The sequence below is a fragment of the Chthoniobacterales bacterium genome, from assembly GCA_039930045.1.
In the GTDB taxonomy this organism is placed as follows: domain Bacteria; phylum Verrucomicrobiota; class Verrucomicrobiia; order Chthoniobacterales; family DASVRZ01; genus DASVRZ01.
Genome location: JBDSQB010000010.1, coordinates 127,111 through 144,048 on the forward strand (window position 1 = coordinate 127,111; position 16,938 = coordinate 144,048).

At 59.0% G+C, this 16,938-nt stretch carries 17 protein-coding genes and 1 tRNA gene; 8 read left to right on the top strand and 10 right to left on the bottom strand.

The genetic code is table 11. The features are described from left to right. Nucleotides 1-13: 13 nt before the first annotated feature. The 3 genes from ABIT76_08385 to ABIT76_08395 all read left to right on the top strand — a co-directional run bounded on the left by ABIT76_08385 (nucleotide 14) and on the right by ABIT76_08395 (nucleotide 2,184). Nucleotides 14-967: an AEC family transporter gene (locus tag ABIT76_08385; GenBank protein MEO7933159.1), complete on the top strand. Its 954-nt coding sequence runs from the start codon at nucleotides 14-16 to the stop codon at nucleotides 965-967. 93 nt (nucleotides 968-1,060) lie between these two features. Then, a tRNA-Tyr gene (locus tag ABIT76_08390) sits at nucleotides 1,061-1,145 on the top strand. 70 nt (nucleotides 1,146-1,215) lie between these two features. After that, a complete protein-coding gene (locus ABIT76_08395) occupies nucleotides 1,216-2,184 on the top strand; it encodes a DUF72 domain-containing protein (GenBank protein MEO7933160.1) in 969 nt (322 codons plus the stop codon). Nucleotides 2,185-2,303: 119 nt separating this feature from the next. Here ABIT76_08395 and ABIT76_08400 read toward each other — a convergent pair whose 3' ends face one another. From ABIT76_08400 to ABIT76_08410, 3 genes are all read right to left on the bottom strand, one after another. After that, nucleotides 2,304-2,816, bottom strand: coding sequence for a DUF6789 family protein (locus tag ABIT76_08400; protein MEO7933161.1), 513 nt, complete (start codon nucleotides 2,814-2,816; stop codon nucleotides 2,304-2,306). Between the two features lie 71 nt (nucleotides 2,817-2,887). Then, nucleotides 2,888-3,313 (bottom strand): Holliday junction resolvase RuvX, encoded by a 426-nt coding sequence (gene ruvX, locus ABIT76_08405; protein MEO7933162.1) that lies wholly within the window; start codon nucleotides 3,311-3,313, stop codon nucleotides 2,888-2,890. Further along, entirely contained in the window at nucleotides 3,310-4,371 is a 1,062-nt protein-coding gene (locus ABIT76_08410; protein MEO7933163.1) for a sugar phosphate nucleotidyltransferase, read from the bottom strand. The genes ruvX and ABIT76_08410 overlap by 4 nt, the downstream gene beginning before the upstream one ends. A gap of 66 nt (nucleotides 4,372-4,437) precedes the next feature. Here ABIT76_08410 and ABIT76_08415 point away from each other — a divergent pair, with 66 nt between their 5' ends. After that, a complete protein-coding gene (locus ABIT76_08415; GenBank protein MEO7933164.1) occupies nucleotides 4,438-4,734 on the top strand; it encodes a hypothetical protein in 297 nt (98 codons plus the stop codon). A gap of 21 nt (nucleotides 4,735-4,755) precedes the next feature. Here the strand turns inward: ABIT76_08415 and ABIT76_08420 are convergent, their stop codons facing one another. Further along, nucleotides 4,756-5,814 carry a phosphate acetyltransferase gene (locus tag ABIT76_08420; protein ID MEO7933165.1) on the bottom strand — a complete coding sequence of 353 codons (1,059 nt, stop codon included), beginning with the start codon at nucleotides 5,812-5,814 and terminating at the stop codon, nucleotides 4,756-4,758. A 73-nt stretch (nucleotides 5,815-5,887) separates the two neighbouring features. Then, nucleotides 5,888-6,679, bottom strand: coding sequence for a transglutaminase family protein (locus ABIT76_08425; GenBank protein MEO7933166.1), 792 nt, complete (start codon nucleotides 6,677-6,679; stop codon nucleotides 5,888-5,890). 143 nt (nucleotides 6,680-6,822) lie between these two features. Between ABIT76_08425 and ABIT76_08430 the strand changes: the two genes are divergently transcribed. Both ABIT76_08430 and ABIT76_08435 read left to right on the top strand, forming a co-directional pair. After that, nucleotides 6,823-7,443, top strand: a complete 621-nt coding sequence (locus ABIT76_08430; protein ID MEO7933167.1) for a hypothetical protein — start codon at nucleotides 6,823-6,825, stop codon at nucleotides 7,441-7,443. Between the two features lie 88 nt (nucleotides 7,444-7,531). Next, nucleotides 7,532-8,374 (top strand): S1-like domain-containing RNA-binding protein, encoded by an 843-nt coding sequence (locus ABIT76_08435; protein MEO7933168.1) that lies wholly within the window; start codon nucleotides 7,532-7,534, stop codon nucleotides 8,372-8,374. Here ABIT76_08435 and ABIT76_08440 read toward each other — a convergent pair. The 3 genes from ABIT76_08440 to ABIT76_08450 are packed head-to-tail and all read right to left on the bottom strand — an operon-like array spanning nucleotide 8,371 to nucleotide 12,438. After that, nucleotides 8,371-9,870, bottom strand: coding sequence for a glycosyltransferase family 39 protein (locus tag ABIT76_08440; protein MEO7933169.1), 1,500 nt, complete (start codon nucleotides 9,868-9,870; stop codon nucleotides 8,371-8,373). The two genes, ABIT76_08435 and ABIT76_08440, sit on opposite strands and share 4 nt — an antisense overlap. A 4-nt stretch (nucleotides 9,871-9,874) precedes the next feature. Further along, entirely contained in the window at nucleotides 9,875-11,404 is a 1,530-nt protein-coding gene (locus ABIT76_08445; protein MEO7933170.1) for a hypothetical protein, read from the bottom strand. Next, nucleotides 11,401-12,438: an OmpA family protein gene (locus tag ABIT76_08450; protein MEO7933171.1), complete on the bottom strand. Its 1,038-nt coding sequence runs from the start codon at nucleotides 12,436-12,438 to the stop codon at nucleotides 11,401-11,403. The genes ABIT76_08445 and ABIT76_08450 overlap by 4 nt, the downstream gene beginning before the upstream one ends. A gap of 94 nt (nucleotides 12,439-12,532) precedes the next feature. Between ABIT76_08450 and ABIT76_08455 the strand changes: the two genes are divergently transcribed. Then, entirely contained in the window at nucleotides 12,533-13,438 is a 906-nt protein-coding gene (locus ABIT76_08455) for a DnaJ C-terminal domain-containing protein (GenBank protein ID MEO7933172.1), read from the top strand. Nucleotides 13,439-13,595: 157 nt separating this feature from the next. Beyond that, nucleotides 13,596-15,320 carry a chloride channel protein gene (locus tag ABIT76_08460; protein ID MEO7933173.1) on the top strand — a complete coding sequence of 575 codons (1,725 nt, stop codon included), beginning with the start codon at nucleotides 13,596-13,598 and terminating at the stop codon, nucleotides 15,318-15,320. Between the two features lie 136 nt (nucleotides 15,321-15,456). On the opposite strand, the gene prfA is transcribed toward ABIT76_08460, so the two are convergent. Together prfA and rpmE are read right to left on the bottom strand one after the other, a co-directional pair. Further along, nucleotides 15,457-16,539 carry a peptide chain release factor 1 gene (gene prfA, locus ABIT76_08465; GenBank protein MEO7933174.1) on the bottom strand — a complete coding sequence of 361 codons (1,083 nt, stop codon included), beginning with the start codon at nucleotides 16,537-16,539 and terminating at the stop codon, nucleotides 15,457-15,459. A 99-nt stretch (nucleotides 16,540-16,638) separates the two neighbouring features. Next, nucleotides 16,639-16,866, bottom strand: coding sequence for a 50S ribosomal protein L31 (gene rpmE / locus ABIT76_08470; protein ID MEO7933175.1), 228 nt, complete (start codon nucleotides 16,864-16,866; stop codon nucleotides 16,639-16,641). Between the last annotated feature and the right edge of the window lie 72 nt (nucleotides 16,867-16,938).

A 16,938-nucleotide genomic window follows, 5' to 3' on the forward strand; every position in this document is an offset into this window, starting at 1 on the left:
GAGTTCCAATCCATTGAACACCCAGTATCTCCAGCTCCTCGGACTCGTCGCACCGGTCTATCTCATCATCGTTACCGGATTCGCCGTGCGCCGCCTTGGGTGGTTAAATGCCGCCGCCGACGCCAGCCTCCTGCGGCTCGTCGTTAATCTGCTCATCCCGTGCCTCATCCTCGATTCCATTCTGGGGAATCCATCGCTCGCCCGTGTGGAAAATCTCATCCTCCCGCCCGTCATCGGTTTTGCCAGCATCATCATCGGTTTTGCCGTCGCGCGCCTGGTCAGCCCATGGCTCGGCCACGACCTGCGAATGCGGCGGACATTTGCTTTTACCACGGGCATTTACAACTACTCCTACCTTGCGCTGCCTCTGGTGGTTTCGCTCTTCAACCGGGCGACTTTGGGCGTGCTCTTCACCTTCAATCTAGGCGTCGAGATCGCCTTCTGGACCGTGGGTTTGATTGTTCTCACCGGAAGCGAAAACAAAGCCGGTCCCGGCTGGCGTCGTGTCGTCAATCCGCCCATTTTGTCCATCGTCTTTGCTGTGATTTTGAACGCCATCGTGCGTCCAGAATGGCTGCCGCATTTCCTCACCTCGGGCATCCACACCGTCGGCGGGATCGCCATTCCACTCGCATTGTTATTAACCGGCGCGACCATGGCGGACTGGATTCCTTCGCTCAAAACCGGCTTCCGCACGCCTCTCGTCGCCCTCGCCATCGGACTGCGACTCGGAGTGTTGCCCGTGCTGTTTCTCCTCGCCGCCCGCTGGCTGCCGATGTCATTGGAACTCCAGCGAATCATCGTCATCCAAGCTGCGATGCCGGCGGGAATGCTGCCCGTCGTCATCGCGAAGCATTACGACGGCGATCCGGGTGCGGCGCTGCAAGTCGTCATCGGCACCAGCGTGATCGGATTGCTGACAATTCCGTTCTGGATACGGGTCGGACTTCCCTTGGTGGGGCTGTAAAAATTTCTTGCAGATAACCCCTTGCCAAGGGTGGGGACGCGGCCTATAACAGCACTCCCCGCGCGAGTGGGGACGACGATAATGTCTAAAAATGGGTAGGTTCCGGAGTGGCCAAACGGGGTGGACTGTAAATCCACTGGCATCGCCTTCACAGGTTCGAATCCTGTCCTGCCCACCATTATCGCGAAGCGGATGCAGACCAACATTCTGGCGTCCGCGGGTAAATGGAAACACGTTGAAAGGGTGGCATGAGCGAGATCCGCATCGGCATATCGGGGTGGACGTATCCGCCATGGAGAGGCGTTTTTTACCCCGAGAAATGGCGGCAAAAAGACGAGCTGGCCTATGCCTCGCGCCAGGTGAGTTCCATTGAAATCAACGGCACCTTTTACTCGCTGCAACGCCCGGAGAGCTATCGCAAATGGTTCGAGGAAACGCCCGACGACTTCGTCTTTGCCGTGAAGGGCGGACGCTTCATCACGCATATCCGGCGGCTCAAGGACATTGAACAGGCGGTAGCCAATTTCCTCGCGTCCGGCCTGCTGCGGCTGGAGAAAAAACTCGGGCCAATCCTCTGGCAGTTGCCGCCGAGTTTGAAGTTCGATCCGGTGCGACTGGAGACGTTTTTCAAACTCCTGCCGCATACGATGAAGGACGCCGTGGCCGTGGCTAAAACCCACAATGAAATCGTCGAGGACCACGACTGGACCGAGCTCGACCCTGAATTGGAGGAGTGCCCGGTGCGTCACGCCCTGGAAGTGCGGCATCCGTCGTTTCAGTGCGAGGAATTTATCGAACTCCTCCGCCAATATCGCGTCGCGCTGGTCGTCGCCGACACGGCCGGGAAATGGCCTTTCATGGAGGACATCACGAGCGACTTCGTCTATGTGCGATTGCACGGCGAGGAAGAGCTTTACGCCAGCGGCTACACCGAGGAATCGCTCGCCAACTGGGCGCACAAAATCGAGTCGTGGTCGAAGGGGAAAAACCCGGAAGGCGCGAAATTGTTTTCCTCGAAAGCTCCCAAGCAAAAGCAGGGCTGCGACGTTTACGTTTACTTCGACAACGACGTAAAAGTCCGCGCGCCGCACGATGCCATGTCACTCGCGCACCGTCTCGGCTTGGGCGACGCGCCGACGCCAATGCTCCGCACGGAGCGCATTGAAGAAATGCCACGGCTGCAATGGAAACAACCCCACCAGTGGGCGCGCACATAGCGATCTAACTCGAAAGCCGTGTTTGCCTTTTTCTCCAACAAACTCGGATGCCTCGGCTCCATCGTCGTGTCCCTCCTCGGCTCGTTGCTCCTCATCTTTCTGATGCGGAGCTGCCATGGCTAGGATGCGTCCTGACTCGCCCGTGGCGACGTGTGAAACGCGGCCTCTGTTTCTCGGCGGTCGTTGAGAAACGTATCGAGCAGCATCGCCAGCAGCCAGCCCCAGACAAGGTGCGCGACAATCATCAAACCGCTACGGCGCACGGGATGTTTTTCCGCCGGAGAAAGAATTCCCAGAGCGGGCAGGAGGCCGAAATAACTTGTCAGCCAGACCAGCATTCCAAAAATCAGACCGCGCGGAGCCGGTGCAATGGGCACTTTTGCATTCGCATAAAGGACGCCCGCAGCGCCGCCGTAGCCGAAGTGCGCCAGCCAGGCCACAGCCGAACGGGTGGGGGGAGTTAGAGGCATATCCGTGGTGATTTTCTCCGTGATCTCGCGCGGCGGCAGCGGGTATTTTTCCGACTGCGGCAAGCGCCGGTGCAGCGCGATCATTACTGCGCTCATCGGCCCGGTCGCACAGACGCCGCAGATCAGGCCGAGGAGCGAAGGGAGGAGTTTGGGTGCTTTCATTTCACGTGATAAACGAAATTGAAATTCGACCCGGCTGTAAATCGACGCGGACGGTTTCTCCGTCCTTGGCCTCACTCCAGCGGCGGAGCCATCGAATCGAGGTAGCTCTGGAGAATGATCACAGCGGCGACTTGGTCGATGACTTTGCGGCTGTTTTTGACCGTGCGCCCGGCGTCGTGGAGGGAGCGCTGCGCTTGCTGTGTGGTCATGCGTTCGTCCCAGAGAATGATGGGGATTTTCAGCGCGGGCTTCAATTTGTCGGCGAACTCGCGGATTTTCTCGGCGGCGGGGCCGTAAGTTCCATTCATATTGCGCGGGAGGCCGATGACGACGCGCTCGATTTTTTTCTCGGCAATGACCTCGCAGATTCGTCTGGAAGTCGCATTGAATTTCTCCCGGCCATTGAGCGTTTCCAGCGGGTGCGCGAGCATGCCGAGTTCGTCGGAAATGGCGAGTCCGATGCGGGCGTCGCCGTGATCAATGCCGAGGATTCTCACTGGAGTTCGGGTGGAATCTTTTTGATGAGAGTTTTGATCAGCTCGGCCTCGTGGCGATTGGCAATGAGGATGGCGTCGGCAGTTTCCACGATGACGAGATTCGACACGCCGAGCAAGGCGATGTGTTTTTTGCCCCGGGAATAAACGATGTTGTTCTCGGAATCGGTGACAGTCGTGGGCGTGTTCGTGCGGTTATCGTAGCCGTCCCGAGGCAGGTAATTGGCCGCAGCGAGCCAGCCGCCGACGTCGTCCCAGTCGAATGACGCCTCGACCACGAGCACGCGGGTGGCCTTTTCGAGGATGGCGTAATCGATGGAAATCTTTGGCAGCGCACTGAAAGTCGAATCGACAAACGCCGCGAGGTCGCTCGCTGCCATGAGGCCCTCGATGAATGTCGAGAGCTCCGGAGTGTTGCGCTGGAACTCCGCCAGAATCGACGGAATCGTCCAGATGAACATGCCGGCATTCCACTTGAAGTTCCCTTGTTTGAGGAAGGATTCGGCAAGGTCGGGGGCGGGTTTTTCGCGGAAGCGGACCACTTCAAAAATCGGGGCGTCGGTGCCCGCCAGATGAGCGCCTTGCTCGATGTAGCCAAAACCGGGGCATGCCCACGTCGGCGGAATCCCGATGGTGACGAGTGCGCCGGTGGAGCGGGCGGCTTCGGCGGCGGTGGCGAGGTCGTTTTGGAGGGCTTCCTCGTCGCGAATGATGTGGTCCGCCGGGAGCACGACCATGGTGGCGGCGGGATTGCGTTTGGCGACGAGTCCGACTCCGAGAGCAATGGCGGCGGCGGTGTCGCGTTTGTCGGGTTCGGCAAAGATGTTTTCCGCTGGCAGCGAAGTGATGATCCGCCGGACGGACTCCTCCTGGTCGCGATTGGTGAGAATGAGAATATTTTCCACCGGCACGAGTCCAGAGAGTCGGGAAATGGTGTCCTCGAGCAACGTTTGGTCGGAGAAAAGATTGAGCAACTGCTTCGGCGTCGCCTTGCGGCTGAGCGGCCAGAAACGCTCGCCGCTGCCGCCTGCGAGGATGAGGACGTAAAGATCAGTTTTCATGTAAAGAATCGGAAAGACTAACGGATTGTTTTTTTTCGGTCGCGAGCCTATTCTAACGCTCAAGACATGTCGAACAATCCTCCAAACTCTTTCCCCACGTCGGCTCCCATGGCCGGTTTATTCTCACTCGCGCAGACGGCCATCGGCTGCGGCATCGGCCTCTTGATTGCTGACAAACTCCGCCAGAAAAAACAGACGACGGCGATCACTCTTTTCTCGGTCGCCGTGGCGTCGGTCGTGCCGGTGATTGTGACCTATGTCGTCTCGCGGACGAACGGCCCGGAGTCGAAGCGCGGAATGCGGAAACGCCTTCGCTCCATTCGCGAGGACAGCGGCTGGAACGAGGAAACGGACATGCACTAAGCCCCGCCGGGCTGATCCGAGTTAGATCGGAATGAAACTCTCCAGCGGATTGTCGTTGGGATAGAGTTTGCGGTATTCGATCGCCTGCAAGCCCGCGATGGCGGCGACGCCGACGATTTCATCCACGGTCGCACCGCGCGAAAGCTCGGCGGCAGGTTTGGAAAGTCCGGTGAGGAGCTGGCCGTAAACCGCCGGTTTGGCGAGATACTGGACGAGTTTGCTGGCGATGTTGCCGCTGTTCAGGTCGGGGAAAATGAGGACGTTGGCCTTGCCCGCGACCTCGCTGCTGGGGACTTTTTTGGCGGCGAGTGCCGGGAGCAATGCCGCATCGGCCTGCAACTCGCCATCGATGGCCATGTCGAGAAATTGATCGGCGGCGATTTTACGAGCCAGCGCGGTGGCGGCGGCGATTTTCTCAGTGAGCGGCATTTTTGCGCTGCCCCGGGTCGAGAACGATAACAATGCGACTCGCGGCCTCGCACCGGTGAGCTGGCGTGAGAGGCGTCCGGTTTCCACGGCGATGGCGGCGAGCTGCTCGATGTCGGGGTTGGGCACGACGGCGCAATCTCCCATGAAGAGCACGCCGTTGTCGCCCAACTCGTGGTCACTCATCTCCATAATGGTGCAACTCGAAATGGTCTTCACGTGCGGCAGCGGTGTGACGATCTGGATGAGCGGTCGTAGCAGGGAACTCGAGAATGCCGACGCGCCGCCGACGAGGGCATCGGCCTGGCCGTATTGCAGCATCATCGCGCCGAAGAAATTGGCATTCAGCATCAGCTCGCGGCAACTCGTCGGACCCATTTTGCGATAGCGCTCCAGCTTTTCAAATCGGGACACAAACGTCTCAAAGTCCGACGCCGTTCCGGGGTTGATCACCATGATATGGTCCAGACTCACCCCTTGCGCTTTGGCGGCGGCCGAGATCGAGTTGCGGTCGCCGAGCAGAATCGGCGTGCCGAGTTTCAGCGAGGCAAATTTCCCCGCTGCCTGCAGCACGCGCGGCTCCGTTCCCTCTGGAAAGACCACCCGCTTGGGGTGACGCGCCAATTTCTCGAAGACGGTCTGGATAAAGGTCATACGCCGGAAGCGTGGAGCGTTTGCCGGGTAGAGACAAGCGCGATTTGGCAAAATATGCTTGGCCCTGGATTCCTTAGACAAACACCGGCGGCGCCTCGACTGTAACCTTCATCGAGAGCAATTGCAGCGGGCCAAACTGCGTCACCAGCGCCACATCCGCCGCGTCGCGCCCATAGGCGACCGTGATTCGATTGCCACGCGGCTCCTTCTGGGTGCCGTCGAAAACAAACCAGCGTCCGCCTACCCAAGCCTCGAACCAAGCGTGTAGATCCATCGGCTCCAAGTCCTTCAAATACCCCACGACCATGCGCGCGGGGATGTTGATCGACCGGCAAAGCGCCATTCCGAGATGCGCGAAATCGCGGCAGACGCCCGACTTGGCATTCCACGTATCCAGCGCGGAGGTGCTGGCATTGCTCGCGCCGTAGCGATACGCGACGTTTTTCTCGATCCAGCTCCGAATCGCCTCCACCTGTTGATAACCCGGAGGCAGATTGCCGACAATCGAGAGCGCCTCCTGATGCATCAGATCGCTCTGGCAGTAGCGGCTCGGCAGCAGGTATTGCAGCACATTATCAGGCAGCTGCTCCGCTGGGACAAACTGCGCGTCGCAATCGACTTCGATCTCATTGGCCACATCCGCCGTGCAACTGGAGCGAACGGTAAAATCCCCCGGCTGCGCCACCACGCGCTGGCAGAGATTGCCAAAGCCATCGGTGTATTCCGTCACCGGCGAATGCGGCATAATGGAATATTCCTCCCGCATGATCCACTGCCGCTTGCCGCTGTGCGGATGAAGCATGAGCACCGCCGGCACCGGCACGTGGGTATGAAAAGTGAGTTCACAAGTCGCGTTCAAAATCATGAGAAGAGTCATACTGGAATCCGGTTCATTTTTCCAGCGAACGAGTGACCAGGAGACAAATCACTCAGGCCATAGCCGGATCGCCCTTGCCACTGGGCAAAAAGCGTTCATACTCGCCAGTGGTTAATTTTCCTCCCGCATTGATGAACCTCCCCAAGATTTCCCCATTTCTTCTCGGCGTTTTGCTCCTCACGAGCTGCCATGTTTTCCGCTCGTCGGAGTTGCAGGTCGCCGTCTCCCACACCCGCTCAGAAGGTTCCAACAGATTGGAAAACGTCCACCGGCTTCTGACGCAACGCGGCATCGAGCACAAGCGGATCCTCTTCCGCTATGAAGTGTCCGAGCGGCCTATCGTTGCTCCGACCAGCACCAGCACGTTTGCCCTCGGAGAAACGCCGATGGCTTTTCTCCCAAAACGCTCCGTCACCCGCGAGCGCAGCGGCATCCTTTACCGCGACGACGAGCATCGCGGCTATGCCTGGTGGTATGTGGACGGCGAGACCCCTCGCCAAGTCTGGCTGCCCAACGACACCATGGAGCGCCAGATCAGCTTCGCCATGCGCCGCCGGATCGAACTGCTCCGCGTGGAGGAGTTTGATCGCGCTGTGGACGGCATGGCCAAGGAAGCCGCCAAAGCTCGACACGTCGCAGCCGCCAATTCCGTGATCGACTGGAACGCCCGTTTCCGCCGCGCCCACGGCACCGACTTCGATGCCGCAAGCCCCGTCGATCTGGCCAAAATGCGTGCGCTCAAAGGGCTATAGGCGAAAACTTTAGACGGGACTTGGATTCCAATCTCAGTGCGCTGATTTCCCTCCACACGAAATAGGCAGCGGGCTAGAGTGCGCTCAAATGGCCTCCATCGGACAAAGAAACGCCCTGCAAATCCGTCGCGAAGCCACGCCCGGCTTCTATCTCGATGGGGAAAACCTCGGCGAAATCCTCCTCCCGCGCCGCTACATTCCCGAAGGCACCGGCCCCGGCGATTACGTGCTCGTCTTCATCCACCGCGACTCCGAGGACCGGCTCGTGGCCACCACCGAAATCCCCAGCGCACGGGTGGGGGAATTTGCCAGTCTGCGCGTGATCAGCGTGAATCCACAGCTCGGCGCGTTTCTCGACTGGGGTCTGACGAAGGATTTGCTGCTGCCCATCCGCGAGCAAACGAAGCGGGTGAGCGTCGGCGAAACGGTCGTCGTTTATGTCCTGCTCGACGGTCAGAGCGACCGCATTATTGCCACCACGAGGCTCGACTCCCATTTGGATCGCACTCCGCCCGCTTATGAGGAAGGGCAAAAAGTGAGTCTACTCGTCGCGGGCGAGACGCCTCTCGGCTACAAGGCCATCGTCGAAAACGCCCACTGGGGCCTGCTCTTCAAATCCGACCTCGGCACCGCTCTCAGCATCGGCCAGACGCTTGACGGCTATGTGAAAACCGTGCGGCCCGATGGAAAAATCGACCTCAGCCTCACCCAGGCCGGCTACGGCCGCGTGCGTTCGCTGACCGAGGAAATCCTCGACGCGCTTCAGAAAAACAACGGACGCCTCGCCGTGAGCGACGGCAGTTCGCCCGAGGAAATCCGCGAGCAGTTTGCCACCAGCAAAAAAGCTTTCAAGCAGGCTCTCGGTTCGCTCTACCGCAAACGCCTCATCCGCCTCACCGACAGCGGCATAGAGGTCGTGGAGCCCAGTTAGGGCAACTCGTAAAGCCGGATTTCCGGATTGAGATGCGACACGCCGGAGCCGCCGGTTTTCTTGAGCAGATGCGCCTTTGAAAACAGCTCCTGATAAAACGTGCTCCGCCGCTGATGCTGGCCTTCCTGCGTCTTCGAGGCCTTGCGTTTCTCCGACAGATAACCGCCATAGCTAGTACGAATCACCGCCACATAGCGAGTTCCATTCGACTGAAGTTTTTCAAAGGAACCAAAGTCCGGTGCAAAAATTTTCTCGGAGATCTGCAAGTCGGGCCGCGCCTGGGTGTGGACCCAGATCGGCGGCTTGGTGAGACAGAGCCGGTTTTCCGCGAGGATGGCACTGTTAGGAGGCAGGTTTTGGGAAATCCACACGGCCATTTCCATCCGGGAGTCGGAGCGGAAGCTGCGGATGTTAGGAAATGTTAGAACGCACTGCTGCCAGAGGGCAAGTCCTGCGATGGTTAGGAGAGCCAACTGTCCCGCGAGCCGTTGTTTGCCAGAAAGAAATTGCCCAAGCCAGGCAAGGCCGACGCTGCCGCACAAAATCAGCAACGGCGAGACCGCTAGAAAGTAGCGATTGGCGGTCTTCGGTGAAAACGAGAGAAGCAAAGTATAGCCGAGCGGAAGGAGCAGGCAGACGAGATCGCTGGCGCGGCGCTCCTTTTTTCGCAGGAACCAGCCCGCGATGAAACAGACGAGTCCCAGCCAAAGCGGCCAGCCTAGATTATCGACGAAGACGCCGAGATATTTGGCATGGGGCACGTTGCGGGTGAGGCCTTTTGCGCCGCCGACTTGGGCTGCATTCAATTCATAGCCAAACGCGCCGAAAAGCGCCTGGAGATTGAGTAGAAACGGGAAATTAATTAGCGCGACGGTGGCGATTAACCCGGCGAAGAAGAGCCCAATGCAAGTCCCGCGTTTACCGGTTTCTTTGCCTTTCCAGATGATCCACGGGAGGGCGACTAACAACATCACAATGCCGAGATATTTTCCAGAAATGGCCACGCCGACAGCGGCTCCTAACATCGCGGCGCGCCAGAGCGTCGGCTTGGTGGCAAAGACGTCGAGTGCGAGCAAAGTTAGGCTGATTCCTAGCAGCAGTGCGGGGTCTTCCTTGCAGTAGTGCGCCAATTCGTAAAGGAGCGGATGCAGCCCGATCAGCACGGCGGCGAGAACGGCTCCCAGCCACCCGGCGCGGCGGCCAGCTAGTACGCTGAGGGCGACGAGCGAGAGTGCCGTGAAAATGGCCGAGGCCCAGCGTCCGCAGACGACGGCGTTCTCAGTCGTTCTCGGTAAACCGCTGGCACGCAAGAGGAGTCCGCCGGTGTCGAGGAGGAGCAGGGGATGATGCGCATTAAACTGGCCGGTGACGATTTGCACGCCCTTCTGTTCCTCGTCTGGATGATAGAAAATAGGGAAATCGTTGTGCCGCGAGTAGAAAAGCAGGGCTCCGATGAAGAGCGCGACGGAAAGGACAATGGCGGGCCAGCGGGACATGAAACTAGGGGGCGATGCGGTAGAGAATGAGCGAGACGTTGAGGTATTTATTGTCGCCTAGTTTCGACTTCCATTCGACTGTGCCGCGCTTGGTTAGATCCTGATAAAACTGGCGGCGTGCCGGAAGTTTCTTTTGATCCTCTCGCGAGAAATTTTCGTCGTTGCCGAGACGATTCGCATCGCGGCTGGCGACGACAACATAGGTGACGCCTTTCGCCAGTAATTCGTCGAGCGTCCCAAGATCGGCGACGTAGCGCGTGATGAGCATTTTGTTAGGAAGTAGGTTTGGAAAACCAGCGAAACGCGGGTCGTCGGCGGATGGTATGGCGGCTCGCTGGTCCGAGGCAATGAGCGCGTTCGCCGGGACGTTTTGCCGAATGTAGTCGGCGAGGTTTTTGCGGTAGTCGGTGGCAAAGGCGTGGTGACGGATTTTGTATTCCTTCCCAAGCGGAATCAAGATGGCGCAGACTGCCGCTGCCCCGAGAATCCACGAAGTGAGGCGGATCGGAAATGAGCGGAGTTGCAGTGTTTTCACCCCCATTACGAGTGCAGTCGCGGCGGAGGTTAGCAGCATCAATCCAATGGGCAGAAAATAGCGGGCCGATCCTTTCGGAGTGAGGGTGAGTGCGATTCCTAATATCACCGGGAGCAGGAGAAAAAGCAGCTCCGGCAGCGGCGTGCGCTTCCATTTGGCGAAGCCGTAAACTAACAATCCGGCGGCCAGCGCGATGGCCACGCCAGGAACCGTGTCATGCAGCAAATCTAGGTAACGGCTGGGTTTGAACTTCTCGTTTTTCTGATGGTGTTCGTTGTAAAGCGCGCCGACCTCCTTGCTGAGCCCGGCCGTCATAATGCGTGGTTCGGAGAGGATTTGATAGTTGATGGTTAGGAAAATGACAGCGGCGGAGAGGAGACAGAGGAAAATGGGCAAAAAATGGCGTGAGCGGCTGGCGATCATCTTTCCGACGATGGTTAGAACCGCGACTAACAATGCGATGAAGCCGATGTATTTCCCAGCGACTGACCAGCCAGCGGCGAGTCCGAGTAATATCGCGGGAACGGCACCCGGTTTTCTCCAGTAATGCAATGCGGCGAGAAAGGTGAAACTCAGGCCGGAAATCCAATACGGGTCTTCCTTCATGTAATGCGCGGCGTCGAAAAAGTCTGCCGACAACGCGCAAAACGCACCCGCCAGCAAGCCGGCTCCGACTCCGCCCACGCGCCAGGCGGCGAGCGCAAAACCCGTGACGGCGAGCGCGGCAAAAAAGGCGGACATCGTTCTGCCGACGACGACCATTTCCTGTTTCTCGCGCGACACGCCGAGGACGCGGGCGACGGCGTCAGTCGAGTTCAACATCAATGCGGGATGATAAAAATTGCGCTCGCCGCTGACGAGTTGTACGGCCTTCGACGGCTCGTCGGTGTGATAGAAATACGGGAAATCGTTGTGTTGCGTGCCGGAAAAAAAGACGCTGCCGAAGACACCGCAGGTGAGCAGAAGCGGCCAGAAACAGGCGGGCAGGGACTTCGTCACTTCGTGCGGATGACGATCTCGACGCGGCGGTTGAGCTGCTGCTCCTCGACCGTGGTTGGGCGGCCATTTTTCACAACGGGCACGAGGAGTTTGCTGCTGCCGTAGCCGCGGGTCTGCACGCGGGCCGCCTCGATGTTCATGTTGACCACGAGCCACGCTTTCACCGCCTCGGCGCGGGCCAGACTGAGCTGCTGATTGTAGGCGGAATCGCCAAAGGAATCGGTGTGCCCCTCGATGGTAAACGTGGCGCCGGGATTTTTTTGAATGAGCTGACCGAGCTTGGTCATGCTGGAGACGGCCTGCTCATTGACCGTGTAGTCGTCGTAGGCAAACAGCGTGTCGCCCTTGAAATTAAGCGGCTTCGTGTTCGATGGCAATGGACCGGTCTGCGACAAAAGCTGGTCCAGATCGGAGAAACCGGGAGTGCCAACATCGGGTCCGGCGTTTTCACCTTTCAGCCGCGACGCGACGTCCATCGGCGTCTCTACGACTTCGGCCGAGGAATCGACCAGACCCTGGGCCGTGAGTGCGGGCTGGTTGAGCGATGCGGGCTTTTGCGAGGTGAGTTCCTTGCGGAGATTATCCATTTCGCGTTCGAGGGCGTGGGAGCTGCGCTCCTCCATTTGAGTCATGGCCGAATTGACGGCAGCCGGATCGACTTTCGGCTTCTCATTCACCAGCGGTTTCGTTGGATCGGGGGCGACCGGGGCCACGCGAATCTCGTCGAGCGCTTTCTCAAAGGCCTTCTTCGGCGACTCCAGTTTCGTCACGCTGGCGCTGGGTTTGCTGGGAATGTTTTGCTCACTGCGAGTGTCGGAGTTTTGCAGAATGCGCGGGTCGATCTCGGCGCGTTTCATGTTGAAGACGCGGGGAATGAGCCGCTCCGTTTGCACTGGCGCGAAGTGGTTCAATTTCTTGAATTGGAACGCCACCAGCAGGCAAAAATGCAGGGTCAGCGAGACGACGAGCATCGGCACAATCCATTTGCGGAAATTCCAATCCGACTGGTTGCTGGCGTAAGATCCAAAAGACATCCTGGCGGGAAGCTAGCTGGCTTTCGGCGGATGTTCAATCGTGCAAATCGACAGCGTTGTTTGTATTTCGCGGCGATTCGTTCATAGTCTGCCGATGGCTGTTCAGTACAAGGATTATTACGAGATATTAGGCGTTTCCAAGACGGCGACGGAGGATGAGTTAAAGAAGGCATTTCGCAAACTCGCCCGGAAATATCACCCCGATGTGGCCGAGGATAAGAAGAACGCCGAGGCCAAGTTTAAGGAGATCAACGAGGCGTATGAAGTCCTCAGCGACCCGACGAAACGCCAGAAATACGACACGCTCGGCCCCAACTGGGAGCAGCAATCGGCGGGCGGCTTTGGACGCGGTGCGGGCGGACCTGCGCCCGGTGGATTTGAGGAATACAATTTCGGCGGGACGGGCTTCAGTGATTTCTTCGAGCAATTTTTCGGTGGTGGCGGAGGCGGATTCAGTCAACGCGGCGGCGGGTTTGCCGGTCCGCGCAAAGGCCAGGACGTGGAAACCGACATCATGGTCACCATTGACGAGGTGCTCCAAGGCTCCACCCGCACCGTGTCCTTCCGGCGTGGACCGCAGGGAAAAGTGGAAAGTTACACCGTCAAAATCCCCGCTGGCGTGCGCGAGGGACAACGCATCCGACTCGCTGGCAAAGGCGAGGCAGGGGGAAACCAGGGAGCGGCGGGCGACTTGTATTTGAATGTCCGCATCTCGCGCCATCCCGATTACGTGATCGAGGGCGACGACCTCATTCACACCGTCTCAATCTCGCCCGCTCAGGCCGTGCTCGGAGCGGAGGCGTTCGTCCCCACGCCCGATGGCCGGGTAAAAGTGAAAATTCCCGCAGGCACGCAGCCGGGCGGCAAAATGCGCCTGCGCGGCAAGGGCCTGCCCAGTCGTGGAAACAGCGGTCGCGGCGATCTTTACGTCGTCATGGAAGTGGACATACCGACCAAACTCACCAGCGCCGAGCGCGAGCTCTGGGAGAAACTCATTTGAGTTCCATCGTTATCAGTTTCATGAAAATCCCCCTTTTCGCCACTTATTTCTCGCGCTGATCTCGGTGGTAGCTGGGGCTTCCCACCGCGACGACAAGAGGGCCGAGTGTCTGGAAAATATTGGAAGGGAGGACGTGGTTCGATATGTTCGGAGTCCGATGGATTTTAAGGCCACTATTTCGCGACTCGCCCACGTCCATGGTCGTGCAAAACCGGTCTTTAATACCTGCCTCTATGGACTCGTCGCGAGCTTGGCCGCAGTCGCCTTTCAAGTCGCCATCAGTTGGGTTTACGAAATCTGCTTCCTGCGACCCTCCGCTGGCGATTTCTGGCATTTCGCGTGGTTCAGCCTGAGCGTCATCGTTGTCACCTCGCTCATCGCCGGTTGGTTGCTGGCCTCGTTTTGCCCGGAAGCGGCAGGCAGTGGCATCCCGCAGGTGAAGCTGGCCTATTGGAAGGATTTCGGACTCTCCGGGCACCACATTCCGTGGATTAAATTTATCGCGGGCGTCATCAGCATTGGCGGCGGACAGAGTCTCGGTCGCGAAGGTCCCACCGTGCAGATCGGAAGCAATCTCGCCTCCAGTCTCGCCGGGGCGCTCGGCGTGTCGAAACAAGGTCGCCGCCCGGCCAGTGTCGCCGGAGCCGCCGCCGGTCTGGCCGCCGCCTTCAATGCGCCGCTCGCCTCCGTCGCCTTCGTGCTGGAGGAGATCATCGGCGACCTCAACAGCCGCTCGCTCGGCGCGGTCCTCCTCGCCTCGGTCATTGGCGCCTTTGTCGTCCACGCCTTCATTGGGCCGCAACCCGCCTTCGAGTTGCCTCCTCTCCAAGAACCGACGTGGAGAGCTTATCTACTCATGCCTTTTGCCGCCGCCATCGCCGCACTGGTAGGGATTCTTTTTCAGAGGGCTGCGCTTTCCTTGCGTTTCCACTCGAAACGCACCGCCCTACTCCCGCGCTGGCTCCAACCACTGATCGGCGGTCTCATCACATGGGCCATCGGCATCAGCATATTCAAAACCACCGGGCACCTCGGCGTCTTCGCCCTCGGTTACGACGATCTTTCCGAGGCGCTCACCCACGGCATGGCCTGGAAACTGGCCGCGCTGCTTCTCGTGGGGAAACTGCTCGCCACCATCGCCAGCTACGGGTTCGGCGGATGCGGAGGCATCTTTACGCCCAATCTATTTTTTGGCGGCATGTGCGGCATGATCGTCGCCGGCGTAGGCTCGCATTTCCTGCATTTGAACCGCTCCGACGAATTGCTCCTCGCCATCGGCGGCATGAGCGCTTGCCTCAGTGCTGTCGTGCAGGCACCCGTCACCGCCATCCTCATCATCTTTGAAATGACGCACCAATTCTCCGTCGTGCCCGGTCTCATGATCGCCGGTCTCGTTAGCCAAGGCATCGCGCGGAGTCTCGTCCACGGCAATTTCTACGAGCAAGTGCTGGAGCAGGAAGGCCACCAGATGGAACACGTCATCCCGCCGCGCGACTTGCGGACGTGGCACAATCTCCCCATCTCGGCGATTGCCAATTTCCGGCCCATCGTTATTAACGACACCTCCGAGGCGTCCTTACGGGAACTGCTCGAGAGCCATCCTTACAACTATTTTCCGGTGGTAGAAAACGGCGTCGTCCAAGGCATCGCGCCTCGTGACGAAATTACGGAAGCCCTCGCAGGCCAGCGAGCGCCCCGTCTTTGGCCGGCCGTTTTTGCAAACCCTAGCACCAGTATTCGCGCCAGCCAGTCGCTCCTGATCGAATCCACAACGAACACGATCGTGCTCTCGGATAGCCCCGACGCGCCCTTGCTCGCCGTAGTCACGCTGCACGACCTGCTGCGCGCGCAGGTCAGCATGAGCGGAGGCGAAGACGGATAGCGACCTGTGTTTGTTGAAGCGCACGCGACTCACGTGCAGATTGGGGCGACCTGTCCCAATCGCCCCCCATCAATCGGCGAAAGCCGCACTTCAAAAATGGAACACGAATCGCGTAATCTCCGCCAGATTGCCGCTTTTACGCTGCGACGAGGCCGGCTTCCTTTAGCCGGTCTTCCATGTCGCGGGTCTGGAGCGCCTCGATCATTTCGCCAATGTAGCCTTGGACGAAGGTGTCGAGGTTATACAGCGTGAGGCCGATGCGGTGGTCGGTGACGCGATTCTGCGGGTAATTGTAAGTGCGGATTTTTTCCTCGCGGCCGCCGGAGCCGATCTGATTTTTGCGATGCGCGGCGTATTTCGCCTCCTCCTCGTTGCGTTTGTCCTCTAGCAGGCGGGAACGCATGATCATGAGCGCCTTTTCCTTGTTTTTAATCTGACTCCGCCCGTCCTGGCAGCGAACGATGCGGCCCGTGGGAATATACATGACCTGCACGGCGGAATCGGTCGTATTGACGCCCTGACCGCCCGGTCCGCCGGAGCGGCAGACTTCGATCCGCAAATCCTCGGGGCGCATCTCGAAATCGACCTCCTCGGCCTCGGGTAAAACGGCCACCGTCGCCGCCGACGTATGGATACGGCCCTGCGCCTCGGTCGCGGGGACTCGCTGCACGCGATGCACGCCGCTCTCGTAACGCATGTCGCGAAAGACGCCGGTGCCAGACACCTTAAAAATGACTTCCTTCAGCCCGCCGAGTTCACTCGAACTCGACTCTATTTCTTCGATCTTGAACCCGCGTGGCTCGGCGTAACGCGTGTACATCCGGTAAAGATCCGCCGCGAAAAGCGCCGCCTCGGAACCGCCCGTTCCAGCGCGAATCTCGATGATGGCATCGCGGTTTTCATCCTCGTCCGGCGGCAGCAGGGAAAACTGGACAGTCTTCTCCAACACCGCGATGCGCTTCTCCAAAAGGGGAATCTCCGCAGCGGCCATTTCGGCCATTTCGGCGTCGTCCTCCTTGGCCATCTCGCTGTTTTCGACGAGTTCGCGCTGGCATTTCTGCAACTCCTCCCAGGCATCGAGCAGTTTCCGGGTCTGCGCGTGCTCGGTCATGATCGTCCGGGCGCGTTTCGGGTTTTCGAAAAGATTCGACGACGAGATTTCGGCATCGAGTTCGACGAAGCGGGCGCGGCGTTTTTCAATGAGCGGGGAAAAATCCATCGGAGTTAAAGTGGTATCAGCGGGCAGGACGGGCGTAAAAACGAGAAACGGTGATGGCGCGCGGGCGCAATCACCGTCTCAGATTGGAACGAAATGGAGCTAGGCTTTTTTAACAGCGCGACCGGATTTCTCCGTGCCGTAGCGGCGGGAGAATTTCTCGATGCGGCCAGCGGTATCGACGAATTTTTGCTCGCCGGTGAAGAACGGATGGCAGGCGGCGCAGATGCCGATGCGGATGTCCTTTTTAGTGGAGCGGGTGTGGTAAACGGCACCGCAAGCGCAGGCGATGGTCGTTTCGACGTAATTGGGATGGATGTCAGCTTTCATAAATGCGAAAAATGGGACAACAGAGTAGCATCGAAAGGTGTCACTGCAAGTCGCCTGAGCGGGAATATTTTC